Origin of the sequence: Desulfosoma sp. (assembly GCA_037481875.1) — a bacterium.
Lineage (GTDB): Bacteria > Desulfobacterota > Syntrophobacteria > Syntrophobacterales > DSM-9756 > Desulfosoma.
In genome coordinates this window covers 82,748-108,325 of record JBBFKY010000007.1, presented here as the reverse complement: position 1 = coordinate 108,325, position 25,578 = coordinate 82,748, and the positions used below count along the sequence as shown (strand labels likewise).

Genomic DNA, 25,578 nt, shown 5'->3' with positions numbered 1-25,578 from the left:
ACCGCCCTTGAATTTAAAGTTATCTTACCCGAACGGTTCCGGCCAAGCAAGTTTCTCTGCGCATTCGCTGCTCAAAGGTATCACAGGGACACAAACAGATTCAGCAAGCGTGTGAAGGCCCCGCTTTGTGAATACACCCGCCTATTTTATCTTCCAAGTCATGCGCTTGGAGGAAACACTCAGTCCTGCCTCGTTAAAAAGCAAGAAAAGACTCTTGCGGCTACAAAAAGGCAGAACCCAAGGTCTTCCCCTTCAGATGGGCACAGACCATGGTCAGGCTAAAGCAGTGATCACCCTTTTCGTCGCAAGCTCAGCTCAAGGACTTCCAGAACACGATCCACGTCAGCTTCGGTCATGGTGGGTCCCATGGGCAGGCTCAGAACCTGTGCATGAAGGCGTTCAGTCACAGGATAAGACCGTTCGTGCATTTCTCCATAAGCCCTTTGCTTATGAGGGGGCACCGGATAATGAATCAGCGTTTCGATCCCTTGCTCTGTTAGGGCACGCTGAACATGGTCCCTATTATCGACACGGATGACGAACAAGTGCCATACGGGTTCAGCCCAGTCAGGCACCCAAGGCGGAACAATCTCGCAAAACTGATGCAGACCCATTAGATACCTAGATGCCAGCTGCCTACGCCGCTCGTTCCAAACATCGAGCCTCTCAAGCTTCACTCGAAGGAAAGCTGCCTGAAGCTCATCAAGGCGGGAATTCCATCCTCTGATTTCATGGAGGTATTTTATGGGGGATCCATAGTTGCGCAGGGAGCGAAGTCGTTCCGCCAGCTCATCATCATTGGTGGTGATCGCGCCCCCATCTCCAAAGGCTCCCAGGTTCTTGCCTGGATAAAAACTGAAGGCCGCAGCGTCCCCGAGTCCCCCCGTTCTTTTTCCTTTGTACCGTGCTCCATGAGCCTGGGCTGCGTCTTCGATGACATGCAACCTGTATCTTCGGGCAATCTCAACAATGGGATCCATATCGGCGGGCTGGCCGTAAAGATGCACGGCGATGATCGCCCTTGTCCGCGAAGTGACCGCCGCTTCAACCTTTTCAGGATCTATATTATAAGTGGATTCTTGAGGGTCTACGGGTACCGGTGTGGCGCCCGCCAAGCTTACAGCGAGCCAAGTGGCAATAAAAGTATGGGCTGGAACGATCACCTCATCCCCCGGCCCTATGTCCAGGGCTCGCAGAATCAGGTGCAGAGCGTCTAGTCCGTTTCCTGTGCCTACGCAATGTTTCACGCTGCAGTAGCGAGCAAACGCCGATTCAAAAGCCGCGACCTCCTCACCGAGTATGTACCGGCCCGAAGTCATGACCCGACGGTACGCGGCATCCAGATCGTCCTCCAACTCAAGATATAGGGCTCGAAGATCCAGAAAAGGCACCTTCATGAGCTTTTTTCCCGACGAAACAGATTGTAATCGCGTATGTAATCGGCTTCATCAAAGGGCAAAGAAGCGAGCACAAGACAAATTCCTCCTGAGGAAAAATTCTCCAGTTCCCTCCAAATCATGCTCGGTACATATAACCCGTAATAAGCCCGGTCCAGGTGGACTCGGCGCCGCTCGGTGCCATCGTCCAGGACAACATCAAAAGCGCCCATGACGGAGACGATAAGTTGTTGCAACTCCCGGTGCGCATGCCCGCCACGACTCACGCCGCCGGGGACATCGTAGAGGTAATACACACGCTGAATGGAAAACGGAATGTGCCCACCTCCGTAGATCGGAGTGATGGCTCCTTGGCGGTCGTGGATTTTGGGCAGATGGATAAGTCGGCAATCGTGGACGGTTGTTTTCACGCCTTCAAGTTGGTCCTTTGAAATTCTTTGTAATCTCGAATGTAATCATTCGGATCATACGATTTGGAGGCCAAAACCAGCGCCACGGCGTTGGTGGAAAACTGTTGCATACGACGCCAGATGAGGTTTGGCACATAGAGTCCGTAGTAGGCTCTGTTGAGCACCACCGTTTTCTGAGCCATGCCGTCATCCAAAAAGACCTCAAAGCTGCCCGACAGCGCAATGATAACCTCGTGCAATGTCCGATAGGCGTGGCTTCCCCTGGACTCACCCCCTGGAACATCGTAAATCCAATAAACACGCGTGATATCGAAAGGGATATGTCTTCGGGCTTCGATAAAGGTGAGGTTCCCCCGGTCGTCAAGAATCTTGGGGAAGTGAATGATGGCTGCATCGTAGACCGACCGCGATGCCAAAAACGCAACTTTGGAAACCACGCCGGCCTCCTTCATATAAGATACCGCTTTCGCGGATGAAAACTTTCCATAAGGAAAACGTCGCTGATCTTTCACGGCTCTCGTTTTTTGTCAAGCGACAAATGTGAGATATTTGAAGCGATCTGGACGCCTTCTCGGCCCTAAAGGGCCAAAGCGATAATGTGACGGCCTTGGGGATTGACACGGTCGGCGGGACCCGGTTAGGAGTCCATGGCAGGAGACTTTCAGCAAAACAGAGACGTCACGCATCGAGCCACGAAAGACAAGGAGGAGGCCATGAACCTGGATGAGGTTTTAAAAAAAATTCATTGGCTTGGTCATGATGCCTTTCGTGTGGACGGCTCAAAAATCATCTACTTCGATCCCTACGAAATCCAAACAGGTCCTTCGGCCGACGTCATCTTCATCAGCCACGAACATTTCGACCATTGTTCTCCTTCGGATGTGGCCAAGATTCAAAAACCCGAAACAGTCATTGTCACTGATGCTGCATCGGCCAAGAAGCTTTCAGGGAACGTACGGGTCGTTCGACCCGGAGATCACCTGGAACTGGATGGGGTGCTTGTTAAAGTGCTTCCCGCCTATAACGTGAACAAGAAATTCCATCCCAAAACATCGGGAATGCTTGCCTTTGTGGTCACCATGGACGGTGTTTCCTATTACCACGCCGGGGATACCGACCTCATTCCCGAAATGAAGGGACTTCAAGTGGACATCGCCTTTTTGCCTGTTTCCGGAACCTATGTCATGGATGCCGAGGAAGCTGTAGAAGCCGCCAAGACCATTTCACCCAAAGTGGCCATTCCTATGCATTACGGAGCCATTGTGGGTTCGGAACAGGACGCTCGAAGGTTTCAGAAAGCCCTGGAGGGCCAAGTGCGCGTGGTCATTCTCAAGAAAGAATAACGGGGGAGGAACCCATGGAGGCTGCCTACCTTCAGGCGTATCGCACCGGTCTTCTGCAGCGACGCATCGAAAAGGCCTTACGGTGGCTTAGAAAATGTACCCTGTGTCCTCGCCTATGCCGCGTGAATCGTCTGGCAAACGAAAAAGGTTTCTGCCGCACGGGGCGATATGCCATGGTGGCCAGCTACGGGCCTCATTTCGGTGAAGAAGACCCTCTCGTTGGCCGTAACGGTTCCGGAACCATATTTTTCACCCATTGTAACCTGCTGTGCTTGTTTTGCCAAAATTACGACATCAGCCACCAAGGTCATGGGGAGACGGCATCGCCGGAGCAGTTGGCGGGTGTCATGGTGGAATTGCAGCATCGTGGCTGCCACAATATCAATTTTGTCACACCTACCCATGTGGTCCCCCAAATTCTGGAAGCTTTGCCTTTGGCCGTAGAACATGGCCTGAAGGTGCCTCTAGTCTACAATTGCGGCGGATACGAAAGGGTGCCGACCCTAAAGCTTTTGGAAGGCATCGTGGATATCTATATGCCCGATTTCAAGTTTTGGGATCCTCAGGTGGCCAAGACCTTGTGTCAGGCCGAAGATTACCCGCAGCGGGCTCGCGAGGCGCTCTTGGAGATGCACCGACAGGTGGGGGACCTGACCTTGGATCCCACAGGGATCGCTCTTCGAGGACTCCTGGTGCGTCATCTAGTCATGCCGGACGGTCTGGCCGGAACGAATGAAGTTTGTCGGTTTCTGGCCCGGCAAGTCTCTTCTAACACGTATGTCAACATCATGAACCAGTACCATCCCTGTGGAAGAGCTATGGAAATTCCGTCTCTGAGACGGCGAATCACCATAGAAGAATATGAAAACGCCCTTGAGGCCGCTCGGCGTGCCGGGTTGACACGCTTGGACCGTCGAACCCGCCGGTTTATTCTATGGTAACAAAGGGGCACATGCGCAAGGAATCCGGTAAGATCTTCGCCATCGGCGATGTGCATGGCATGCTGTTCAAGCTGGAAAGGCTTCTGGACCGCCTTCCCCTTCGAAAAGATCGTGACCAACTCGTCTTCGTGGGGGACTACGTGGATCGAGGCCCGGATTCTCGAGGGGTTATCGAGCGTGTGCTCCAGCTGATGAAGGAAGGCTTTCACGTGGTCTGCCTTCGCGGCAATCACGAACTCATGATGGAAAACTACCTAAGGGATCAGGAAGTGGAATTGTTCTTGATCAACGGCGGCGCTGTCACGGTGCATAGCTATTCGGTGGGAAACGACGGCGGTCAATGTCTCGTTCCTGAAACCCACAAAAATTTCCTGCGTGGACTCAAGAAGTTTTATGAAACGGACGATTACCTTTTTGTCCACGCAGGGTTTCGACCGGGCGTCGCGCTCGCGAACCAGGCAGACCAAGACGTGTACTGGATTCGAAATGAATTCATCACCTCCGATTATGACTTCGGCAAAAGAGTCATTTTCGGCCATACGCCTTTCCTGAAACCCTTCGTGGACAGACGAAAGATCGGGATCGACACGGGCGCCGTCTACGGCAACAAGCTCACCTGTGTGTGCCTTCCCGATGAGGTGTTTTACAGCGTCTGAGATTCACCACGGAGGGCTCTTTCAGATGGCGAGAATCGATGCGTTTTTCAAGCTCATGCACGAACAGAAGGCGTCGGACCTGCACCTGGTGTCCGGGCAACAACCTGTGCTGCGTATTCGCGGGGAACTGGAACGCGTCAAGTACAAGGTGCTGGACGACGACGAACTCCGGACCATGCTTTACGAAATCACCCCGGAAGATAAGATCAAAATCTTTGAAGAGACCGGAGACTTAGACTTTTCCTACGAAATTCCAGGCCTTGGCCGATACCGAGCCAATTATTTCATGCAAAAGAACGGCATCGGTGCCGTATTTCGCGAGATTCCCGAAGAGATTCTCACCGTGCAACAATTGGGACTGCCTCCGGTCATCTCGCGCCTGGCCTTGTTGCCTCGAGGTTTGGTGCTCGTGACGGGTCCTACCGGAAGTGGAAAATCGACGACCTTGGCGGCTATCATCGACGAAGCGAACCGCAAGCGGAAAGATCATATCATCACGATTGAAGATCCCATTGAGTTCGTGCACAAGAGCAAGAACTGCGTCATCAACCATCGTGAAGTCGGGACTCATACACGAACGTTTTCCAGCGCGCTTCGAGCGGCCCTCCGTGAAGACCCGGACATCATTTTGGTGGGTGAAATGCGCGATCTGGAAACCATGCGTTTGGCCATCGAAGCTGCCGCCACAGGCCATTTGGTGTTCTCCACATTGCATACCACCAGCGCCGCCAAAACGGTGGATCGTATCATCGAAGTTTTTCCCACCGGGGAACAAGCCCAAATTCGATCCACGCTGGCCGACGGGTTGCGTGCGGTGGTGTCTCAAGCCCTTTTCAAACGTGTTGACATCAAGGGCCGGATCGCCGTTCTGGAAATCCTCATCGCCACCCATGCTGTCCGAGCCCTCATTCGAGAAGGCAAAACCCATCAGATTCCTTCGGCCATTCAAACCGGGAAAAAATACGGCATGCAGACCCTGGACGACGGCATTATGGAACATCTACGAGCCGGCCGCATCAGCCCCAACGAAGCGTACATGAAGTGCGTGGAAAAAGAAAAATTCAAACAGTACCTCACCGAGCCGCCCACGGACTTTACCGAGGTGTGATGGTTTCGGCATGGTGACAACTTCCACCACAAGGGAGCGGTCCTTCCATGAAGCGTCAAGACATAAACCGCGTCTTACATCGGCTTCTCGACGAACATCCTAATTTGTCGGACATTAATTTCACCGTGGGTAAACCTATTCAAGCGGAAGTGGACGGGGTGCTGCGCCCATCGTGCCTTGACCTGGGTCTTGGAATCCTTACTCCGTATCATACGGAACATATCGCGCTGGCCCTCATCGGTCCGGACAAGCGTCTTGTCAAAAACCTCCTGGATACCGGATCCTGCGACTTATCTTACGCGCTGGACGCTCGCGCTCGTTTCCGCGTCAACGTTTTTTCGCAACGTGGCTATTACTCCGTGGTCATGCGCGTGCTGCCCACTCGAGTCATGAGTATCGACGAGTTGGAGTTGCCTCAGGTTTTTAAAAAGATCGCGGAAGAAAGAAACGGTATCGTCTTTGTGACGGGCGCCACAGGAAGCGGCAAGACCACGAGCCTTGCGGCCATCCTCAATGAAATCAACCGGTCCAAATCGGTGCATGTGGTGACCTTGGAAGACCCCGTAGAATTTGTTCATCCGCAACTCAAAGCCACCTTCAACCAAAGGGAACTGGGCCAAGACTTCGACACCTTTGCCAATGGTTTGCGGGCTGCCTTGCGTCAAGCCCCCAAGGTCATACTGGTGGGGGAAATGCGGGATCGAGAGACGGTGGAAATCGGCTTGAGCGCCGCCGAAACAGGCCATTTGGTCCTTACCACGCTGCATACCATCGATGCGTCCCATACGGTGAACCGTATTGTGGGCATGTTTGAGCTGGAAGAGGAGCGACTGATTCGCATACGGCTGGCCGACGCCATGCGCTGGACGGTGAGCCAGCGGTTGCTGCCCAAGGTGGGAGGCGGGCGTGTGGCCGCCTTTGAAATCATGGGAAACAATCTGCGGGTTCGAGAATCCATTATTCACGGGGAATCGGAAGGCAAAACCTTTTACGAAATGATGCAGCAATCACGTCCGTTTGGATGGACAACATTTGACGATTCCATTGTCTCGTTGTACGAAAAAGGGCTGATCACAGAAGTGACGGCCCTGGGGTATGCGTCCAACCGAGCGGAAGTGAAACGCGGTGTGGACCGCATCAAGGCGGCTCGAGGCGAAAAAACCACAGACATTGAAGGGCTCGGCATCGACCAGGACTATTCCCGAAAAATCGCCTGATCCCATCCCTACCGGGCCAAAATCCTGACAGCGACCACCTTGTAGGGGCGGACCTGCGTGTCCGCTCCCATTCGTCCGCGCCGTCATGACGGCGCGGCGACCAGGACACGCGAACCATGACAGACTCTGCCAAACACCTGGACTTATCCCTTTACCTCATCACCGATGCCCGCATCATCGGTTCTCGTTCCCTTGAGGCCCTGGTGGAGGGGGCTTTACGGGGTGGTGCCACGGTGCTTCAGTACCGTGAAAAAAACAAGTCCACGCGGGCCATGGTGAAAGAAGCCATGACTCTGGCTGCCTTGTGCCGGCGATACGGGGTCACGTTTATCATCAATGACCGGATCGATGTGGCGTTGGCCGTGGATGCCGACGGCGTGCATCTGGGTCAGGACGATATGCCTTTGCCGCTCGCTCGGCGTCTTCTCGGGGCTGATCGCATTATCGGTGTCACAGTGCACAATCCGGAGGAAATACGAGAAGCCCAGGAGCATGGAGCGGACTATCTGTCTCTGGCACCAGTGTTTGCCACGACCACTAAGCCAGATCATCAGAAACCCTTGGGTATAGACGGCCTGAAAAAGCTTATGACGTGGGTGGAATGTCCGGCTGTGGCCATCGGAGGCATCAACGCGCAAAATATTCGAGACGTTCTGCTGACAGGTGTCGACGGTGTCTGCGTTGTTTCCGCCGTCCTGGCTCAGGACGATCCCGAACTGGCGGCTCGAACCTTACGGAGCCTTATGCCTACAAAGCCTGCATCATGAAATCTTTGAAACCTACCGTCAAAGATCTCGGCGAATTCGGCCTCATCGACCGCCTTCGACGGCTTCTTCCTCAGGAACCCTCATCGGTTCTTGTGGGTCTCGGAGATGATGTCGCTGTGCTTCGTTCCATGCCGGATCGCCTTCTTCTAGCCACCTGCGACAGCCAAGTCGAAAGCGTTCATTTTCTTCGACAATCCATTCCACCTCGTTTTCTGGGACAACGTGTCGCCGCTGTGAACCTCAGCGACATAGCCGCCATGGGGGGAACTCCACTGTGGGCCTTGATGTCCGTGATGCTTCCGGAAAGCACGCCGGTGGACTGGGTGGAAGATCTGTATGAAGGTGTCATCGAAACCCTGAGGACTCATGGCGCCGTTCTGGTAGGAGGTAATACGGCTCGACATCCAGACCGTATCGTCCTCGATATGACATTGTTAGGGGAGGTGGATGCCAATAGAGTGCTGCTGCGCCGTGGCGCGCGCGTAGGAGACGTGATTGTAGTGACGGGAAGTCTCGGTGCGTCTAAGGCTGGCCTGGAATCTCTGCGGATGTTCCCCTTTCTGGTTGAAGAAGCTGCCGAGGCATTTAACGCATGGAAAAAGGAACGGTCCAGTGGGATGGATGTATTGCAGGCGCAACCCCTGTCGAGAGGTGAAAATTTCAAAAACCCCTTGTCGGCACTGGATCGAGAGATATGGTTACAGGCGGTGTTCAAGCATTGGGTGCCTGAGCCTCGAGTCCGAGAAGGGCGGCTTATGGCCGCCTCAGGCTGGGTTCATGCCATGATTGATGTCAGTGATGGGCTTTTGGGGGATCTGGCTCATCTGTGTGAAGCGAACGGTGTGGGTGCCGTGATTGATGTGGACGCCTTACCGGTGGATTCGGCATGTGAGGCTGTGGCACAGGCTTTAGGGCAAGATGCGATCCTTTGGGCCTTGAGCGGAGGCGAAGACTACGAGCTTTTAGCAGCGGTGGATCCGGTGGGACTTGATAACATCGTGGAAAACCTGGCTCAGGCAGGAGCTGTTCCTTGCCGGGTTGTGGGGCGGATTGTGCCTAGGGATGACGGGATTCGGTGCATGCGCCGGGACGGATCTCTCATGGAAATCACATCCGGTCATGCCTGGGATCATTTCGGCGGGAAACCTTGATCCCTCGACGACTCCAAAAAACATGACGCTCCTTTGAAATCATTTCTAGAGGGCACACCTGCGTGAGCGCCGGAGATGCGCCCCATCCAGATCATGTTCGGGGCAGATTCATAGTTCTGCCCTAAAAAGTCGTTTTCCGATGACGAAATCCCGGTACCATGGACTTTGGTGTTTGTTTCCGCAGGAATGTGGCCGAGACCGTTCTGAGCCCAGGGGTTGGGTGGGGCTGAGTTCCAGGTCGTGAAAGGAGGTGGATTCATGAAGATTCCGCGAGCCTTGACCATTGCGGGTTCCGATTCTGGAGGCGGCGCTGGAATCCAGGCGGATCTTAAAACCTTTGCCGCTTTGGGAGTCTACGGCATGAGTGCTCTTACGGCTCTCACCGCCCAAAACACCGTGGGAGTGCGCGCCGTCTTGGAAGTGGATCCCGAATTTGTCTCCGCCCAAATACACGCCGTGGTGGAAGATATCGGCGTGGATGCAGTGAAGACAGGCATGCTGGCTACGTCGGCCGTCATCCAGCGAGTTGCTCGAGATGTGCGGGATCTAGGCCTGACCAAGCTGGTGGTGGATCCTGTCATGGTTGCTAAAAGCGGTGATTCCTTACTGCGAGCAGACGCCGTCACAGCTCTGGTTGAGGAACTCCTGCCTTTGGCTCTCGTGGTGACACCCAATCTGCATGAAGCCGAAGTCTTGGTGGGTTTTCCGGTCAGGAATACGGCGGATATGGAAAAGGCGGCTCGCAAGATTAAGTCGCTCGGCCCACGGTATGTGGTGCTCAAAGGAGGACATTTGCCGGGAGATCCCATGGACATTTTGGACGACGGCGAAACCGTGTCTCGTTTTCCAACGGTTCGATATGACACACCGCACACCCATGGTACCGGGTGCACCTTTGCTTCGGCCATCGCCGCAGGTTTGGCCAGGGGCTTGGATGTGCCTACGGCCGTGGCGCAGGCCAAGGCATACATCACAGGAGCCATTCGAGAAGCCCTACCCTTGGGTAAAGGTCATGGGCCCGTGCATCATTTTCATGCCCTGTATCGCCTTGCCGGATGGAAATTCTAACCGGTTTGACAAAAGACCGACGATAAAGACCTGGCCCTCCATAAAACATGTGGGATTGTTGAGGCTGATGTTTATCGCCACAAGAGGAACTAAAACTTCAGAATTCCAATAAGGACGGCTAAGAACGAAAAACCGATGCCCATAGTCCACTGGAGCATCGTAAACCTCTTGTCCATGGCCTCAAAGCGTTTGTCCACAGCCTCAAAACGTTTTTCCATAGCTTCAAAGCGTTTGTCCATGGCTTCAAAGCGTTTGTCCATGGCTTCGAAGCGTTTATCAACAGCTTCAAAGCGAGCCTGGATTTCCCGCATTAAGGCTTCAAAGCGTTTGTCCGTGGCTTCAAAGCGTTTATCAACAGCTTCAAAATGGGCCTGGATTTCCCGCAGTAAGGCCTCAAAGCGTTTGTCCAAGGACACAAAGCGGTCGTTGATGGCCTGGAAGCGGTCTGCTTCTATTTGTCGAAGGGCCTTTAGTTCCTCCTCTACACGAATAATGCGCTCCAGTAGGGACAGCTCTTTGGCCCGCTGCTCATTTGCCCGGACAAACTCCACGATCTTTTCACCGATCAGGCTTTGTGCTTCTTCCTGCACAAGCCGGCGAAGGGTGGCAATGATCTCTTCGTTCAGGGGAGGATTTTCAGGAATTTGTGATAAACTCATAAGGGTTTTCCCGTTTGGCGGCGTTGTGGCGCGTAATCCTCTGACCCCAAAAAACTATCATCTTGACGCCAATGAGGCAAGACATCCCGTCGACCGAGGCCGTCGTTCAAGCCGCCCGATCCATGTATAACAAATTCAAATACCGTCACGAGAGCCGGAGATCTGGATCTTTTATCGATGGAAAAGACCTTGCGCCGTGTGGGTTTTGGGAAGTGTCATCAAGAGTTTTCGACGTCGTTTTTACCTTTTTTCTTAAATTTTTGGAAATTGATGACTTCAGCTCGTTTGTTTTGACTTTCTATCCCATGGGACGAAATTCCCTCCTTTTTCAAGGCCCGTATTTGTTCACGAAGTGATGGATCTTGAGAAAGGATTTCCTCGATTTCCATTTCCCGGCTTTTCCATTCAACCAGAAGATCATCGAGATTCCACTCAATATGGGCGAGATCTCCGACGATTCTCATCACAGCGTGCACAAGAAGTTCGTGCGGACCTTTAAGGTAAAAGGGCACATGAGCCCAAAGACTGACGGCGGTTATGGGGCTTCGGCGCAATTCGTGAAGTATGGCCGAATACACCGAGGCCGGACCTTGGTAAAAGGCCGGCCGACATTGCCAATGCCGAAGAAGATTGTATCCAAGCGAGTTTACCGCCACACCTGAAATCTGGATTTCATCGTAGAAGATGTGATCGTAAAGACTTCCCACAAGAAGCAGCTCTTCACATTTCCAGGATGTTACCACGGTGATAAATTCGGAAACAAAGCGTCGCCATTGCATGGCAGGTTCCGGCCCAAAGGCAAACACCATGTCGTGATGAGTCGGATCGTCGGGGCGATAAAATTCCAGAGCGGGCCAATGAAAGTCTTTGAGGACACCGTGCTGAATGTGGACCGTCGGACGATTTTCCGAGGCCTGGACAAAAACGTCCATATCCATGCGGGCCACGACTTGACATGGAAGCCTTTTTTGAATGGCCTCAAGGACTGTATCCGCCAGGCCCCCGGCATCGGACCATCCCCTTAGAAAAACCACGATCTTAGAAAAATGCATGCTCTCTTCACGCGCCGTCAGGGCCATCTTATGCCTTTCCCGGAAGGAGTTTCTGGGCATCAAGAATCTGGATCAAAGCCTCGCAGTCATGAGCCACCCAATCGGGATGGCAGGCATGAAGGTCCTTAAAGGAAATTCGACCGCTGGCCACGCCCGCTGTACGCAAACCGACACGCTTTCCTGTTTCTATATCCAAAGGATGATCTCCAATCATCAAGGCATGGTCGGGGGAAGCTCCCAAAGCACTCAAAGCCGTGTGCAGATGATCGGGGTGAGGTTTTACGCGATGCACATGGTCTCGGGCAAAAAGCTGAAAGGAGTACCGGTTCGCATCGGGAAAGACGGTACGGACCGCTTTCGCGCAATTTCGAGTCACGACGGCGACCTTGACCCCTCGATCCGTCAGATCCTCAAGCATAGGCCGCGTAAAAGAAAATAGATTTCCTTTAACCGCAGCCTCCATTTCTATGGCTTCTACCGCCGCCAGAGCTTGGGATCGAAAAGCCTGGGCCAACCCGTTGGATCCGTCACGAAGTTCTTGGGCGATGGTGTCAATCCATTCCAGGACCGGCATGGTTGAAGCCTTCGGGTGACGCTTTGAATAAAGCGCAGCAATATCGGCAACCCGCCTTTTCATCTCGGAAAAATCAATATGCAATTCGGCCAGAGTGCCGTCAAAATCAAAAAGGACGGTGTCGATAACCATGCAGACCTCACGCTTAGAGAGCGTTTTTCAAGAAGCCTTTCAGCCTTTCTTTGAAAACTATAGCATTCCCTTTTGAAAGCGCAACAAGCCTTGCACATCGTATGCGGCTTGACTATTGTGAAGCCCTTCTTCTTTCAGGGTGTTCGACAATGAAGAAGACCGATGGTCTTGTTGGGAGCGTAGAAGAGTGACTTGGTTCGAATGCGGCCGGGAAGAACACGCTCTTTGGAAAACGGACGGTTTCGTACGTAGGGGCACGGCGCGCCGTGTCCCTATGGGCCATAGCGTTGCCTGGAGTGACTGATCATGAGTTTTAAGACATGCTCTCACGAGCTTGTTCGAGAACGGATTTTTCCCTGGGAGCGCTGGCGTTCCGCCGACACAAAGGGAAGGTCAGCGGTTCGCGCTTGCAGGAAAAGCATCGCTCAATGTCCTTGTTGGACAAGCTCTTTGGTGGTTCCACGCCCACGATTACGTGCCGAGGATTCGAGCCGTGATAGGAAGCATGGGCCTGACAGCAAAGAGGGGTTAAGGAGGATCAAAAATGGGCTTAAAGGTGGCCACATTGAGCTTTGACGCCGTGGTGGATCGGTTGTTAGAAAAAAAGGAACCGTTTCATGCCGACTATTTGGCCATGTATTCGTCTTGGTACGGAGGGATCTGCACCGATCCTCGCATGATGCTTCTCCCTATGGATGACCATTTGGTCCACCGCGGTGACGGCGTCTTTGAGGCCTTCAAATGTGTAAATGGCTTCCTTTATCTTCTGGACCGGCATCTTGAACGACTGGCAAGGTCATCCGAAATAGCTCAACTCACTTGGCCTGTGGACCGTCACGAGCTGGTTTCCCTTATCAAACACACGGTACGTGCGGCCGGTGTCCGTGATTGTCTGGTGAGGCTCTACATCTCTCGAGGTCCAGGTGGGTTCAGCGCCGATCCTTATGAGTGCCCGGCGAGTCAACTTTACATCGTGGTCACACGCGTCCATGAAGTCCCCGAGGAGAAGCTGGTTCGAGGGGTTTCTCTCAAAAGCAGCCGTATACCCATCAAAAAATCGTACTTTGCCAATGTCAAAAGCTGCAATTATTTGCCCAACGTTCTGATGACCAAGGAAGCTAGAGATTCCGGGGTGGATTTCACCGTTTCCATCGACGAAAACGGCTTTCTGGGAGAAGGTGCCACCGAAAACGTGGGCATTGTCACACGGGACTCCCGGTTTCTGGTGCCGCGCTTTGACCGGATTCTTCAAGGGACCACCGTGATCCGTATGATGGAACTGGCTCGAGAACTGGTTTCTGAGGGGCAACTAGCGGGAGTGGCGGAGGAGGACATTCGGCCTCAGGACGCCTACGAAGCGGCGGAAATCATGATTTTTGGTACCACCTATCCCGTGCTGCCGGTGGTCTTCTACGACGGGCGACCCATTGGGAACGGCCTGCCGGGTCCCTGGTTTCGTCTGTTTCGTTCCCTGCTCCTTCAAGATGCCCAATCCGGCGAAGGCGTGAGAACCCCGGTTTGGTCTGACGATGATGAGGAAACGAGCTGAACGAGGACGGGATCTTTCTGGGAGGAAGCGACATTATGGAACATGACCTCCTCCAGTGGGTGTCACGGGTGCACGGAATCTTTGAAGCGACCATGCTGGCTTTGGCTGCCGTCAAGGATCGCGATGCCGAAACCATCGTTCGAATGGCTCAGGTGGTCACCGACGCCTTTCGATCCCATAGACGGCTCTATCTTTTTGGTAACGGAGGAAGCGCCGCCGACTGTCAACATCTGGCGGCGGAATTCATCAACCGGTTTCAAAAAGAAAGAGATCCTTTGCCGGCCATGGCTCTGACCACGGATACTTCTGTGCTCACAAGCATTGCTAATGACTACGATTTTCGTGATATTTTTGTGCGTCAACTTCGAGGTTTGGGAGAAGCAGGGGACGTGGCTGTGGGTTTGAGCACCAGCGGGCGCTCGGAAAATGTGCTGCGAGCCTTGCGATGGGCTCGAGAACACGGCCTGCACACCTTGGGTTTGGCCGGCGTTCAGTCAACGGATATGGATGTTTACTGCGATCTGATTCTTCATGTGCCCGACACCGTGACCGCTCGAGTGCAAGAAGTCCATCTTACCGTAGGGCATGCCATCTGTGACCTGGTTGAAGAGATGCTTTTCGGACTCGGAACCTCCACGTCCTCGGCGCCCCCAGTGCCCTGTTGCTGAGTGATGTGACATGGAACCCTTGTCGTTAAAAAATGTGCGCAGGGTGAGCCTTTATGATCGGCCCTGCAAGGTGACCCTCAAGGATGCGGCAACACCCTGGAGACCCGGTGGATCCTTTGCCCAATTTCTTGAAGGCCTTCCCAAGCAGCTTGCAGGATCGGCATTCATGGAAGCCGTGGACCGAACGGCTCAAGCTGTTCGAACCGATCGTCTCGTGCTTTTGGGCATGGGCGCTCATCCGATCAAAGTGGGGTTGAGCCCGCTGGTGATCGATTGGCTTTGTGCGGGTATTCTAAAAGGAGTGGCTCTCAACGGAGCGGGTGTCATTCACGATGTGGAAATGGCTCTGGTGGGAAGAACCTCGGAAGATGTGGGATCGGAACTCCATGCCGGCCGTTTTGGGATGGCCAGGGAAACGGCGGATTTCATTCACGAGGCTCTGCGCCGTGCAGCGGATCAGGAATCTGTGGGATTTGGCCGCGCCGTGGGAGAAGCCTTGATCGAGGCCTCGGCACCCCATAAAGACCATAGCATTTTGGCGACGGCCGCGGCCCTTCACATTCCTGTCACGGTCCATGTGGCCATTGGCACCGACATCATTCACATGCATCCTTCCATGGACGGAGCGGTCACGGGGAAGCTGAGTTACAAGGATTTTCGTTTATTTTGCGCCTTGGTGTGCGACTTGGCCGGCGGGGTCTATATCAACCTGGGCTCGGCTGTGATCCTTCCCGAAATTTTCCTCAAAGCTGTGGCGATTGCTTTTAACCTGGGGCATGATCTAAGTGGCCTGACGACGATTGACATGGATTTCATTCGGCAGTATCGGCCTCGAGTGAACGTCGTGGAACGCCCGACGGCCGGTACCGGACGCGGCTTTTCTTTTGTGGGACATCATGAAATTCTTTTCCCTTTGTTCTGTGCCACGGTCAAGGAAAGGCTGTATCAAGGAGGAGCCCATGCCGACACGCATTCGTATTGAAACACCCACGTTGGTCATGGACGGCATGTTAAACGACAGTGCGACGGCACAGGCCATCGTGCGGGCTTTGCCTCTGGAAGCGGAAGCCAACAGATGGGGGGACGAAATCTATTTTTCCATCCCCGTGAGCATGCCTCTAGATGAGCGGGCCAAGGATCTGGTCCAAGCCGGGGATTTGGGCTATTGGCCTAGAGGAAAAGCCTTTTGCATCTTTTTCGGCCCCACACCGATCAGTGCTCCGGGGGAGATTCGCCCCGCCAGCGCCGTCAACATTGTGGGAAAAGTGTGCGGTGATCCCATCCATTTCAAAGCGGTCAAGGACGGGGACCTTGTTCGCATTGTCTTGGCGACTTAAGATGAAAGGGCACGAAAAGTACCGAGGAAACGAGAAGTGAGGTGATGATTATGCCCATTTACGAGTATCGATGTGGAAGCTGTGGAGAGCATTACGAATGTTTGGTGTTTCGAAGTGATGAGACAGTCTGCTGTCCCAAATGCGGGTCTTCGGAAGCGCATCGGGAAATGAGTGTCTTCGGGTTCAAGAGTGGTGGGGACAAGGGCGCTGCCAGTAGCCGTATGGGTTCAGGAACATCGTCATGTTCGGGATGTGCTGGTGGCAGTTGCGCCACGTGCCACTGATCGATCGCCCAGGAGCGAATCCGATAACGGATTTTCTGTTGGGAGCGCTGGGGCCCGCTCAAGCAATATGCGGGCCAAAGACTCGCGCTCCCAGGAAAACAAAGGGTTTGGGACCAGGGGCACGGCGCGCCGTGCCCTTACGTCTTGGCCTGGAATGGCTCATTCTAAATTGTCGGATAGGCTCCAAGGAGCGAGTGGGCGGCTTGAACGCGAGGAGGAATGCTTGAAACCGCACCTGGTTATCGGGACTCGAGGAAGTCTTCTGGCTCTGCGTCAGGCGGACATGATCAAGCAGGCGTTGGAAGACCAGTGGCCCGGCCTGCGAGTGACCTTGGAAATCATCAAGACCACGGGGGATAAAATCCTGGATGTGCCTCTGGCGAAAGTGGGGGGCAAAGGGCTTTTTGTCAAGGAAATCGAAGAAGCCCTCATGGACGGTCGTGTGGATTTGGCTGTGCACAGCATGAAAGATGTGCCGTCAGAATTACCAAACCTTTTGACCCTTGCGGTGGTTCCGCCTCGAGAAGATCCTCGGGACGTTCTCGTCGCCCATCGAGCTTCCGGGCTGGATGCCTTGCCTTCGGGGGCCGTCATCGGCACCAGCAGCCTACGCCGAGCTGCCCAGATTCGGCATCTTAGGCCGGATCTACGCGTGGAAAACCTTCGAGGGAATCTGGACACGCGCCTTCGCAAGGTGCGAGAAGGTCTATTCGATGCCGTCATTTTGGCCGCGGCGGGACTTCACCGTATGGGCTGGCAGGACGCTATCACCGCCGTGATGGACCCGGATGAATTCGTTCCCGCCATCGGCCAGGGGGCGCTAGGGATTGAATTACGAAAGGAAGATAGGGCGGTTCAGGAGCTGGTCGCCCCTTTACATCATGAACCCACATGGCGGGCTGTGACGGCGGAACGTGCCTTTCTGGATGAACTTCAGGGAGGATGCCAAGTTCCCATTGCCGGACATGCCAAGGTGCATGACGGCACCGTGACCCTCACAGGTCTGGTAGCATCCCTGGACGGGGCAACTGTGTATCGTCTGACAGACGGTGCGCCTTTTGGTCAAGAAGAGCACTTGGGACGGGATCTTGCTCGACGTCTTCTTCAGGCGGGGGCGCAAAGCATTTTGGAAACCTTGTTGCCTTGGAAGGCTGGTTGAGAAGGTGCTATACCAGGGCATGAAATGCCGGTTTAAAGAAGGGGGTGAGACGCGCCTCGCCTCTTCAATCTGTGTCTTATCCGCGGGTTTGAATCATAAAACCCCGTGGCTTGGCATCGAGCTGAACCTTGGAGTGAGGAACCTGTGAAAAAAGGGAAAGCGTACCTTGTGGGGGCGGGCCCAGGTGACCCGGGTCTGCTCACCGTGAAAGGCCGGGATGTGCTGGCCATGGCCGATGTGGTCATTTACGACTATCTCGCTAACGAAGAACTCCTGAAATATGCTCCACCGCACGCGGAACGAATTTACGTGGGTAAAAAGGGTGGGGAGCATACCCTAAGCCAAGAAGCCATCAACCGTCTTTTGGTGGAAAAGGCTCGGAATCACGTGGTGGTGCGTCTGAAAGGAGGGGATCCTTTCGTCTTCGGCCGAGGCGGCGAAGAAGCTCAGGAATTGGCGGCTCTCGGAATCGACTTCGAGATTGTTCCGGGAGTCACCGCAGCTGTGGCTGTCCCCGCGTATGCAGGGATTCCTTTGTCCCATCGGGATTACGCTTCCAGCATGGCTTTCATCACAGGTCATGAAAGAGCCGACGGTGCCGCTCCGGAAAGCAAAGAAGGTATCGATTGGGAAAAGGTGGCCTCAGGCATTGGAACCCTGGTTTTTTTCATGGGGGTGAAAAACCTTCCTGAGATTACCCAACGGCTCATGGAGCACGGCCGTTCCCCCAAGACTCCAGCGGCGGTCATTCGCTGGGGTACCACGCCGCAGCAGCAGACCGTGGTGGGAACTCTGGCGGATATCGCCGATAAAGTCCAGGCCGCGGGTTTGAAACCTCCGGCCGTCATCGTGGTCGGCGAAGTGGTGCGTCTTCGAGAATCCCTGAATTGGTTTGAAAAAAAACCCCTTTTTGGCAAAGCGATTCTTGTGACGCGAGCTCGAGAGCAAGCCAGTGATTTGCGAAAAATGCTGGAAAATCTGGGTGCCCGATGTGTGGAATTTCCCACCATCGCCATTGTTCCTCCGGCATCCTGGGAGGCTTTGGATACGGCCTTGGAATCCCTCGACCAATACGACTGGGTGGTCTTTACCAGTGTCAACGGCGTGAAATTCTTTATGGAAAGACTCTGGGCTTCGGGCCGTGATGTGCGTGCTTTGGCCGGAACACGCCTGGCGGCCATCGGTCCCAAGACGGCGGAATCCTTGGAACACCGAGGTCTTCGCCTGGATGTGGTGCCCAAAGAATACAGAGCGGAATCTCTTTTGGAAGCTTTGGGTGAAAAAGCCGTGCAAGGCCGCCGCTTTCTGCTGCCTCGAGCCGCCCAGGCTCGGGATGTTTTGCCGCAAACCTTACGCCGGTGGGGAGCTCATGTGCATGTGGTTCCGGCGTATGAAACCGTTCCTGCCGCCGAAGGGGTGAGTGAAGTGACGGCCATGCTGGAACGCGGTGACATTCACGTAGTGACCTTTACAGCATCGTCGACCGTTACTTTTTTTGTCCAAGCTCTTGGAGACCGCCATGCAGCCGAGCTTTTGAAAAAAACAACCGTCGCCTGCATTGGGCCTATCACGGCGTACACTGCTCGATCCTTCGGCATCACGCCGAACGTGGTGGCCGAAGAATACACCATGGACGGTTTGGTGCGCGCTCTGACCTCCCACATCACGGCGTCATAGATTTGCTCGCCTCTACGCCACACCCAACCGGATTCTGATTTCTCTGTAGGGGCGGACCCATGTGTCCGCCACGAAACACATTCCCCTGGGGCTCGCCTTCAGCTGCACACAATGGTGAGCGCCTACGAAGCTTCCTGCTTTTTCCTACGATTTGAACAGGTAGACCGAATACACCACATACCCGACCAACAAGGCGCCGCCTTCCATCCGGTTAACACGGCCTTGACGGCCGCTCCAGGATCGACACACGGGCCACAGGACAAGGGTAGCCAAAAGCATCACAGGAAAATCCCGATGATACGCTTCGGGGGAAACGATCAAGGGTCGAATCGTGGCGGGAATCCCCAGAATGGCCAGAGTGTTGAAAAGATTGGATCCCACCACGTTGCCGACGGCGAGATCATGCTGCTTCTTGATAGCACCGACCACCGATGTGGCCAGTTCGGGAAGACTTGTGCCCACGGCCACTAAGGTGAGCCCAATAACCAATTCACTGACGCCAAGAGATCGAGCCAGGGCCACCCCCCCCCACACCAAGCCCCGGCTTCCCGCCGTCAGGCCTATCAGGCCCAGGATCAAAGAAAGGAGCGATTTCTTAAGCGAAACATTCTGTGGACCCATGGGGTTGCTGAGGGTTGTTTCATGAAGGAGGACTTCCGAAGCGGTTAGTTTGGCGTCGGCTACCATTTTGGCAAGGAAAAGCAGGAGACCCGCAACAAGAAGAATGCCCTCGAAACGACTGAAGGTACCATTTTGTGCCATGAGCCACGCGATGACGGAAACACACACCAGAAAGGGATATTCTTGGCGCAGGATGGATTTGTGAACCATGAGAGGCCGAAACAGGGAAGCGGCCCCCAAGATAAGTCCGATGTTGGCGATGTTGCTTCCTACCACGTTTCCGACGGCCACATCGGGATGCCCCATGATCGTGGCGGTCAGACTCACCAGCAATTCGGGCAATGACGTGCCCATGGAGACCACCGTAAGACCGATGATAATCGGTGAGATGCCGAGACGACGGGCGAGAGCCGCAGCCCCGTCCACAAAACGGTCGGCTCCCCATACCAACAATAGGGTTCCTAAAACGACGGCTGTCACATGAAGGAGCATAGGCGACTCGATATCCAGATGGAGTCAGTTATTTTCGAACTTGCCGGTTTCGATAGTTAATGTAGGCATCACGCATGGAAACATATGGATCTACGGCCGAGGCCTTGAAATCCTCGTATTCGCCTAAAGTCAATGAGGTGCGGTTGACCTCACGAACCCCTTTGGCGATGCCGTATGGTTGCCATGAAAGGTAACTTAAGGGATCCAAAAAATGATCGCCTGCCAACCCCACAGTGTCTCTTAGGGAGGACGGCCCTAGGATAGGCCAGATGAAAAAGATACCGTTCCCTAAGCCGTAATGGCCCAGGGTTTGACCGAAATCCTCGTCATATGGCTTCAGACCGAATTCCTGTTCTGCGGGGTCGAACATGCCAGCGGCCCCGAGGGTGGAATTGATGGCAAATCGAGCCAGCTCGGTGCCGCTTTGTTGGAATTTCAATTGCAGCAGATTGTTGGCGACGCGCACCGGGGCCATGAGGTTCGTAAAAACGTTACGGACACACAGGCGCACACCCGTGGGGACAAAGGTTTTGTAGACTAGGGCCGTTGGCTTGAGAACCCAGAAATAGATCTTGTCATTAACATGAAAGAAGGCTCGATTCAGCGGCTGCAAAGGGTCCGCCACCGCCAGATGCTTGTCGGCAAAGGGATCGTGCAGGTAGCTGTCGTCTTCTTCCTCATTGGTTGCAGCCCATACCGTGGAAGGGCCTGCCAAAGAACTCTGGATTGGCCAAAGATGACTCACCACTCCAACGGCTGTGACGAGAAGAGCCATCATCCAGACAACAATACCGAGCCGTTCCAATCTTGCCTTGTGTTCCATAGTGTCCTCCATGGCTCGTGAAGAAGAAGTTTCAACGTGGTTCGCCATTAAAGTCGTCCCTTGGTGGTCTTGTCAATGACTAAGGGACTCTTTTGTCAGTGACGGGGTTTGTGTTATGTGACAAGACAAGACCGCAGTGCAAAGGAGTGGGGCAGGACGGATTCCCCGGAGGACGCCTTGATGGACTTAACGATCTTTACCGAAGCGGATCTGAAGCAAATGCAAGAGTTGGGCATTTCCCGCTGGGAAGTGGAACGCCAGTTGGCCCTTTTCGAAAAGAGAAAAATCACCTTGGAACTGCACAGACCATGCACCCTTGGCGACGGTATTGTCGGCCTAGACTCGCAGATGGCCCAACTATGTGAAGAAGCCTACAAGAAGGCCCTTAAAAAGGGGCGCTTTCTTAAGTTCGTGCCGGCTTCCGGGGCGGCGACCCGCATGTTTCAGGATCTTTTCGCCGTGCTTGATCGAAAACCGGTCCCCAATCTTGCCACCCTCGCGGAACAAGCGGCCTCGGGGGACACATCGGCGCAAAGGGTCTGCAATTTTTTTAGGCATGTCCGTCGGTTCCCCTTTTATGAAGCTTGGTGCCAGGCCATGGCGAAGTTGGGAGCGGACCTGGATGAGGATCTGCGTGCCGGAAAAATCGATAGAGCCCTTCAGGTGCTGCTCACGTCCAAAGGTTTGGATCTGGGACGCCTACCGAAGGCGCTCATCCCCTTCCATCGTTATGAGGATGGACCTCGCACAGCCCTGGAAGAACACCTGGCGGAAGCCGTGGGCTACGTGCGTATGCCGAACGGATTGTGCCCTGTGCATTTCACCGTGAGCCCCGAGCATGAAGAGCGATTTCTGGAACACATCGCCCGGGTGCGTCCGCGTCACGAAGCTCTTTGGGATTGTTCTTTTCAGATCACTTTATCCAAACAAAGTTCGGCGACGGATACCATCGCCGTGGATGAAAACAACCGCCCGTTTCGAGACGCCGCAGGTCGACTGGTGTTTCGGCCTGCTGGACACGGAGCCCTGCTTGAAAACTTGAACCGGCTTAAAGGCGACCTCATTTTTATCAAAAACATCGACAACGTGGTTCCGGATCACCTCAAAGGCGAAATATGGCGATGGAAAAAAATCTTGGGTGGGTTTGCCATTCTGATTCAGGAACGGATTCATCGGCATATGAAGGCGCTTCGACAAAAGTTGTCGTCGGAAACGGTGGAACAGGCTCGACGCTTTATCCAAACCACTTTTTGGGGAAGCACGTGCGCCATTGGAGGTGCTTTAGTGGCGCAAAGGGATTTGCTTCTTCACGTGTTGAACCGGCCCATTCGAGTCTGCGGCATGGTGCGTAACGTGGGGGAACCCGGCGGTGGTCCTTTTTGGGCTTGGGACCGTGAAGGACGCCTCACATGTCAGATTGTGGAAAAAGCCCAAGTGGACATGACCGATCCACGGCAGAAGGCTATATGGGAACGAGCGACCCATTTCAATCCCGTGGATTTGGTCTGCGCCGTAAGGGATGTGGACGGGAACCCTTATGACCTGATGCGATATCGAGATCCTGACGCGGTGATCATCACCCAAAAATCTCTCAACGGACGGCCTCTCAGAGCCCTGGAACTTCCCGGCCTGTGGAACGGTTCCATGGCTATGTGGAATACCATTTTCGTGGAAGTTCCATCACAAACCTTTAACCCCGTCAAGACGGTCCTGGATTTGTTACGGCCGGAACATCAGGCCAAGGAAAGCGTCAATGAATAAGCGGCGAACCCTGCTTCCTGATTTGCAGACGAGTGTGCATGTAAGGCATGAGCGAAAAATATAGTCTTAAAGAGCTTGTCGTGTTGCATCATGTGGCCCGCATCTTGGCTCGCCCTGATGACATCAAGGAACAGTTTCAGGGTGTTTTGGCGGTCCTCAGCGAAGAACTGGGCATGCAACGTGGCATGATTTCCATTCTGGACCACAAGACCGGAGAAGCCTGGTTGGATGTGGCTCTCGGTCTCGATGTGAGCGCAGGGAGCATCGTTTACCGGCCTGGGGAAGGCATCACGGGCAAGGTGGCTCAGACGGGACGGCCCATGGCCATTGCCGATCTCGGGGAAGAAGCCCATTTTTTGGACCGCACCGGAGCCCGAAAGAAACTCGACCGCAAAGAACTGGCCTTTTTATGCGTGCCCATTTTTCACCAAGGACGAGTGGTAGGTGTTCTTTCCGCAGACAAGCTGAGCCGGGACGTGGAGGATCTGAGTCGGGAAGTGGAGCTGCTGGAGGCGGTGGCGGAGCTGCTGGGAAGAACGGTTCATTTTCGAGCGGTGGAAGAAGAAAACCGTAAACTTCGCAGCATACTCGCCGAAGCGCACCGTCCCAAAACACAAATTCTTGGACGTTCCAAGGAAATTCGGGATGTGCTTCGCCTCATCGATCAGGTGGCCGACACCAACACCACCGTGCTCATTCACGGCGAAACAGGCACGGGCAAGGAACTGGTGGCTAAAGCCATTCACGACAACAGCTCTCGAGCTTCCGGGCCGATGGTGCGGGTTAACTGCGCCGCCATGCCGGACACGCTTCTGGAAAGTGAACTGTTCGGCCACGAAAAAGGAGCTTTCACGGGAGCTGTGGCTCGTCGCAAGGGCCGTTTTGAAGAGGCGCAAGGGGGCACGATCTTTTTAGATGAAGTGGGGGAGCTGTCCCCCGTAGCCCAGGCGAAACTGCTGCGGGTGCTTCAGGAAAGGGAATTTCAGCCCCTGGGGGCCTCACGAGTGGTCAAGGTGGATGTGCGTGTGGTGGCCGCCACCAACAAGGATCTGGAACAGGAGACGGCTCACGGGCGGTTTCGTTCGGACCTGTATTACAGGCTAAATGTTTTCCCCATCTTTCTTCCTCCCTTGCGGGATCGAGGGCCCGACATTTTGCTTCTGGCCGATTACTTTGTCCAAAAATATGCCCAAATCTTGGGAAAGACCGTCAACCGCATTTCCACTCCGGCCATTGACCTTCTCATGGCCTATCACTGGCCCGGGAACGTGCGTGAGCTGGAAAACTGCATCGAACGTGCCGTCGTGCTGGCCACCGGGGATGCCATTGAAGCGAGGCATCTGCCACCCACGCTGCAAATGAAACCTATGGAACTGCAAAGACAGTCTCGAGGAAAACTGGAAGCTCTTGTGGGAGCCTTTGAACGGGACATTCTTGTGGAAGCCTTAAAGGACGCTCGAGGCAACCAAGCACAGGCGGCTCGACTATTGGGCACCACAAAGCGTATCGTTCAATACAAAATTCGAAAATACGGGATCGACCCCCGCCGCTTCCTGGACCGAACCCGTACAGTTCTCGAAGCACCTTTGGACTGATAACGTCAAATGACCCTTGGCGGTCTCTATGTCCCCGCCTCGAAAAACCGACCCTCCATGGCGACAGCCGGCCATGTCCACCCAGCCCCCGTAGGGGCGGACCCATGTGTCCGCCCGCAAATTGACGGGTCATGGGAAAAATGGGGGCGCACACGCCGGTGTGCCCCTACAGATTGTTGCCACGTGCATGCGATCCGGGAAAACGCGGTCTTTCGTAGGGGCGGTCCCATGTGTCCGCCCCAAAAATCCTCTGCCGCCACCCAATAACCATGTGAACCCTGCCCACCCTTGGGGCCCTTCAATCCTTTCTCCAATACCTTTTACTTTCTTGTCCAAATACTCAAAATAGGCCATACCAGACACTGGAATGACAGGGGCAGGGGAAGGGCCGGGGTTCGAGGCGTCGCCTCGCCCCTACAAGGCTGAAACCGGGCTGTTCCGTAGAAACGCAAGTTTTCGGCCGGGTTTTTGTGTGGGCGGGACGCCCTCGGTTCGCGGAACCTACCCTAAACAAAAGGACCAGGACAGGCTGCCACCCTATGAGGTTCTGGACCCCACTCTCAAGGCCCATATGGAAGAAGGGAAATCCGTGGACGACATGTGAGCCGTGGGATGGGATGAAGATTTGGTAAGGTTGGTGGTGCGCCGCGTCGATGGAAACGAGTCCAAAAGGCGCCAGACACCGCCGGTGTTGTCCGTGACCACCAAGGCTTTTGGGTCCGGGCGGCGCCGGCCCATAGCTCATGGGTATCGAGAGGATGATGACGCATGAAGAAAGTGGAAGCGATAATCAAGCCGTTCAAGCTGGATGATGTGAAGGAACGTCTCACGGAACTGGGCATCAAGGGCATGACGGTCACGGAAGTGCGAGGATTCGGCCGCCAAAAGGGTCATACGGAAATCTATCGAGGCGCCGAATACGTGGTGGACTTCATTCCCAAACTCAAGATCGAAGTGGTGGTCGGTGACGATCAACTGGACGAAGTGCTGGACGCCATTCAAGCATCGGCTCGCACGGGAAAAATCGGAGATGGCAAGATTTTTGTAATACCCGTGGAAGAATGCCTGCGTATTCGAACGGGGGAACGCGGTGAACAGGCGGTGTGAACGGCACAAGCGGCCTTTGGGCTGAAAAAA

General features: G+C 54.4%; 27 protein-coding genes. 19 read left to right on the top strand and 8 right to left on the bottom strand.

Features of this window, described 5'->3' with window-relative positions:
- Window positions 1–290: 290 nt before the first annotated feature.
- The 3 genes from WHS46_10695 to WHS46_10685 are packed head-to-tail and all read right to left on the bottom strand — an operon-like array spanning window position 291 to window position 2,244.
- The gene (locus WHS46_10695) at window positions 291–1,397 is read right to left on the bottom strand and encodes a DegT/DnrJ/EryC1/StrS family aminotransferase (protein ID MEJ5349139.1); all 1,107 of its coding nucleotides are present in this window, start codon (window positions 1,395–1,397) and stop codon (window positions 291–293) included.
- Window positions 1,394–1,807, bottom strand: coding sequence for an FdtA/QdtA family cupin domain-containing protein (locus WHS46_10690; GenBank protein MEJ5349138.1), 414 nt, complete (start codon window positions 1,805–1,807; stop codon window positions 1,394–1,396). Before WHS46_10690 ends, WHS46_10695 begins: the two co-directional genes overlap by 4 nt.
- Window positions 1,804–2,244: an FdtA/QdtA family cupin domain-containing protein gene (locus WHS46_10685; protein MEJ5349137.1), complete on the bottom strand. Its 441-nt coding sequence runs from the start codon at window positions 2,242–2,244 to the stop codon at window positions 1,804–1,806. Before WHS46_10685 ends, WHS46_10690 begins: the two co-directional genes overlap by 4 nt.
- 276 nt (window positions 2,245–2,520) lie before the next feature.
- Between WHS46_10685 and WHS46_10680 the strand changes: the two genes are divergently transcribed.
- The 8 genes from WHS46_10680 (at window position 2,521) to thiD (ending at window position 10,058) form a co-directional block, all read left to right on the top strand.
- Window positions 2,521–3,150 (top strand): MBL fold metallo-hydrolase, encoded by a 630-nt coding sequence (locus WHS46_10680; GenBank protein MEJ5349136.1) that lies wholly within the window; start codon window positions 2,521–2,523, stop codon window positions 3,148–3,150.
- Window positions 3,151–3,164: 14 nt separating this feature from the next.
- On the top strand, window positions 3,165–4,091 hold the full coding sequence (locus WHS46_10675; GenBank protein MEJ5349135.1) for a radical SAM protein: 927 nt from the start codon (window positions 3,165–3,167) through the stop codon (window positions 4,089–4,091).
- An 11-nt stretch (window positions 4,092–4,102) separates the two neighbouring features.
- The gene (locus WHS46_10670) at window positions 4,103–4,747 is read left to right on the top strand and encodes a metallophosphoesterase family protein (protein MEJ5349134.1); all 645 of its coding nucleotides are present in this window, start codon (window positions 4,103–4,105) and stop codon (window positions 4,745–4,747) included.
- 25 nt (window positions 4,748–4,772) lie between these two features.
- The gene (locus WHS46_10665) at window positions 4,773–5,855 is read left to right on the top strand and encodes a type IV pilus twitching motility protein PilT (protein ID MEJ5349133.1); all 1,083 of its coding nucleotides are present in this window, start codon (window positions 4,773–4,775) and stop codon (window positions 5,853–5,855) included.
- Between the two features lie 47 nt (window positions 5,856–5,902).
- Window positions 5,903–7,072: a PilT/PilU family type 4a pilus ATPase gene (locus tag WHS46_10660; GenBank protein MEJ5349132.1), complete on the top strand. Its 1,170-nt coding sequence runs from the start codon at window positions 5,903–5,905 to the stop codon at window positions 7,070–7,072.
- 116 nt (window positions 7,073–7,188) lie between these two features.
- Window positions 7,189–7,839: a thiamine phosphate synthase gene (gene thiE, locus WHS46_10655; GenBank protein MEJ5349131.1), complete on the top strand. Its 651-nt coding sequence runs from the start codon at window positions 7,189–7,191 to the stop codon at window positions 7,837–7,839.
- Window positions 7,836–8,990: a thiamine-phosphate kinase gene (locus WHS46_10650; protein ID MEJ5349130.1), complete on the top strand. Its 1,155-nt coding sequence runs from the start codon at window positions 7,836–7,838 to the stop codon at window positions 8,988–8,990. Before thiE ends, WHS46_10650 begins: the two co-directional genes overlap by 4 nt.
- Window positions 8,991–9,248: 258 nt before the next feature.
- The gene (gene thiD / locus WHS46_10645) at window positions 9,249–10,058 is read left to right on the top strand and encodes a bifunctional hydroxymethylpyrimidine kinase/phosphomethylpyrimidine kinase (GenBank protein ID MEJ5349129.1); all 810 of its coding nucleotides are present in this window, start codon (window positions 9,249–9,251) and stop codon (window positions 10,056–10,058) included.
- 89 nt (window positions 10,059–10,147) lie between these two features.
- Here the strand turns inward: thiD and WHS46_10640 are convergent, their stop codons facing one another.
- The 3 genes from WHS46_10640 to WHS46_10630 form a co-directional block, all read right to left on the bottom strand.
- Window positions 10,148–10,717 (bottom strand): hypothetical protein, encoded by a 570-nt coding sequence (locus tag WHS46_10640; GenBank protein MEJ5349128.1) that lies wholly within the window; start codon window positions 10,715–10,717, stop codon window positions 10,148–10,150.
- Window positions 10,718–10,935: 218 nt separating this feature from the next.
- Window positions 10,936–11,796, bottom strand: a complete 861-nt coding sequence (locus WHS46_10635) for a PAC2 family protein (GenBank protein ID MEJ5349127.1) — start codon at window positions 11,794–11,796, stop codon at window positions 10,936–10,938.
- Between the two features lies 1 nt (window position 11,797).
- Entirely contained in the window at window positions 11,798–12,475 is a 678-nt protein-coding gene (locus tag WHS46_10630) for an HAD family hydrolase (GenBank protein ID MEJ5349126.1), read from the bottom strand.
- Between the two features lie 544 nt (window positions 12,476–13,019).
- Here WHS46_10630 and WHS46_10625 point away from each other — a divergent pair.
- From WHS46_10625 to cobA, 7 genes are all read left to right on the top strand, one after another.
- The gene (locus WHS46_10625; protein ID MEJ5349125.1) at window positions 13,020–14,024 is read left to right on the top strand and encodes an aminotransferase class IV; all 1,005 of its coding nucleotides are present in this window, start codon (window positions 13,020–13,022) and stop codon (window positions 14,022–14,024) included.
- Window positions 14,025–14,059: 35 nt separating this feature from the next.
- Complete coding sequence (locus WHS46_10620) at window positions 14,060–14,692, top strand: D-sedoheptulose 7-phosphate isomerase (protein MEJ5349124.1); 633 nt, start codon at window positions 14,060–14,062, stop codon at window positions 14,690–14,692.
- A gap of 10 nt (window positions 14,693–14,702) precedes the next feature.
- Window positions 14,703–15,674, top strand: a complete 972-nt coding sequence (locus WHS46_10615; protein ID MEJ5349123.1) for a hypothetical protein — start codon at window positions 14,703–14,705, stop codon at window positions 15,672–15,674.
- Window positions 15,652–16,029 carry a cyclophilin-like fold protein gene (locus WHS46_10610; GenBank protein MEJ5349122.1) on the top strand — a complete coding sequence of 126 codons (378 nt, stop codon included), beginning with the start codon at window positions 15,652–15,654 and terminating at the stop codon, window positions 16,027–16,029. The genes WHS46_10615 and WHS46_10610 overlap by 23 nt, the downstream gene beginning before the upstream one ends.
- A 50-nt stretch (window positions 16,030–16,079) precedes the next feature.
- Window positions 16,080–16,313, top strand: coding sequence for a zinc ribbon domain-containing protein (locus WHS46_10605; protein MEJ5349121.1), 234 nt, complete (start codon window positions 16,080–16,082; stop codon window positions 16,311–16,313).
- A gap of 223 nt (window positions 16,314–16,536) precedes the next feature.
- The gene (gene hemC / locus WHS46_10600) at window positions 16,537–17,472 is read left to right on the top strand and encodes a hydroxymethylbilane synthase (GenBank protein ID MEJ5349120.1); all 936 of its coding nucleotides are present in this window, start codon (window positions 16,537–16,539) and stop codon (window positions 17,470–17,472) included.
- Between the two features lie 144 nt (window positions 17,473–17,616).
- A complete protein-coding gene (cobA, locus tag WHS46_10595) occupies window positions 17,617–19,149 on the top strand; it encodes a uroporphyrinogen-III C-methyltransferase (GenBank protein ID MEJ5349119.1) in 1,533 nt (510 codons plus the stop codon).
- A gap of 144 nt (window positions 19,150–19,293) precedes the next feature.
- On the opposite strand, the gene WHS46_10590 is transcribed toward cobA, so the two are convergent.
- Window positions 19,294–20,262 carry a calcium/sodium antiporter gene (locus WHS46_10590; protein ID MEJ5349118.1) on the bottom strand — a complete coding sequence of 323 codons (969 nt, stop codon included), beginning with the start codon at window positions 20,260–20,262 and terminating at the stop codon, window positions 19,294–19,296.
- 28 nt (window positions 20,263–20,290) lie between these two features.
- Window positions 20,291–21,085, bottom strand: coding sequence for a VacJ family lipoprotein (locus WHS46_10585; GenBank protein ID MEJ5349117.1), 795 nt, complete (start codon window positions 21,083–21,085; stop codon window positions 20,291–20,293).
- Between the two features lie 180 nt (window positions 21,086–21,265).
- On the opposite strand from WHS46_10585, the gene WHS46_10580 reads away from it, so the two are divergent.
- The 4 genes from WHS46_10580 to WHS46_10565 all read left to right on the top strand — a co-directional run bounded on the left by WHS46_10580 (window position 21,266) and on the right by WHS46_10565 (window position 25,548).
- Window positions 21,266–22,846: a DUF4301 family protein gene (locus WHS46_10580; protein MEJ5349116.1), complete on the top strand. Its 1,581-nt coding sequence runs from the start codon at window positions 21,266–21,268 to the stop codon at window positions 22,844–22,846.
- 47 nt (window positions 22,847–22,893) lie between these two features.
- Window positions 22,894–24,441, top strand: a complete 1,548-nt coding sequence (locus WHS46_10575) for a sigma 54-interacting transcriptional regulator (GenBank protein ID MEJ5349115.1) — start codon at window positions 22,894–22,896, stop codon at window positions 24,439–24,441.
- A gap of 607 nt (window positions 24,442–25,048) precedes the next feature.
- The gene (locus WHS46_10570) at window positions 25,049–25,213 is read left to right on the top strand and encodes a hypothetical protein (GenBank protein MEJ5349114.1); all 165 of its coding nucleotides are present in this window, start codon (window positions 25,049–25,051) and stop codon (window positions 25,211–25,213) included.
- The gene (locus WHS46_10565; protein ID MEJ5349113.1) at window positions 25,210–25,548 is read left to right on the top strand and encodes a P-II family nitrogen regulator; all 339 of its coding nucleotides are present in this window, start codon (window positions 25,210–25,212) and stop codon (window positions 25,546–25,548) included. The genes WHS46_10570 and WHS46_10565 overlap by 4 nt, the downstream gene beginning before the upstream one ends.
- The last annotated feature ends 30 nt before the right edge of the window (window positions 25,549–25,578 follow it).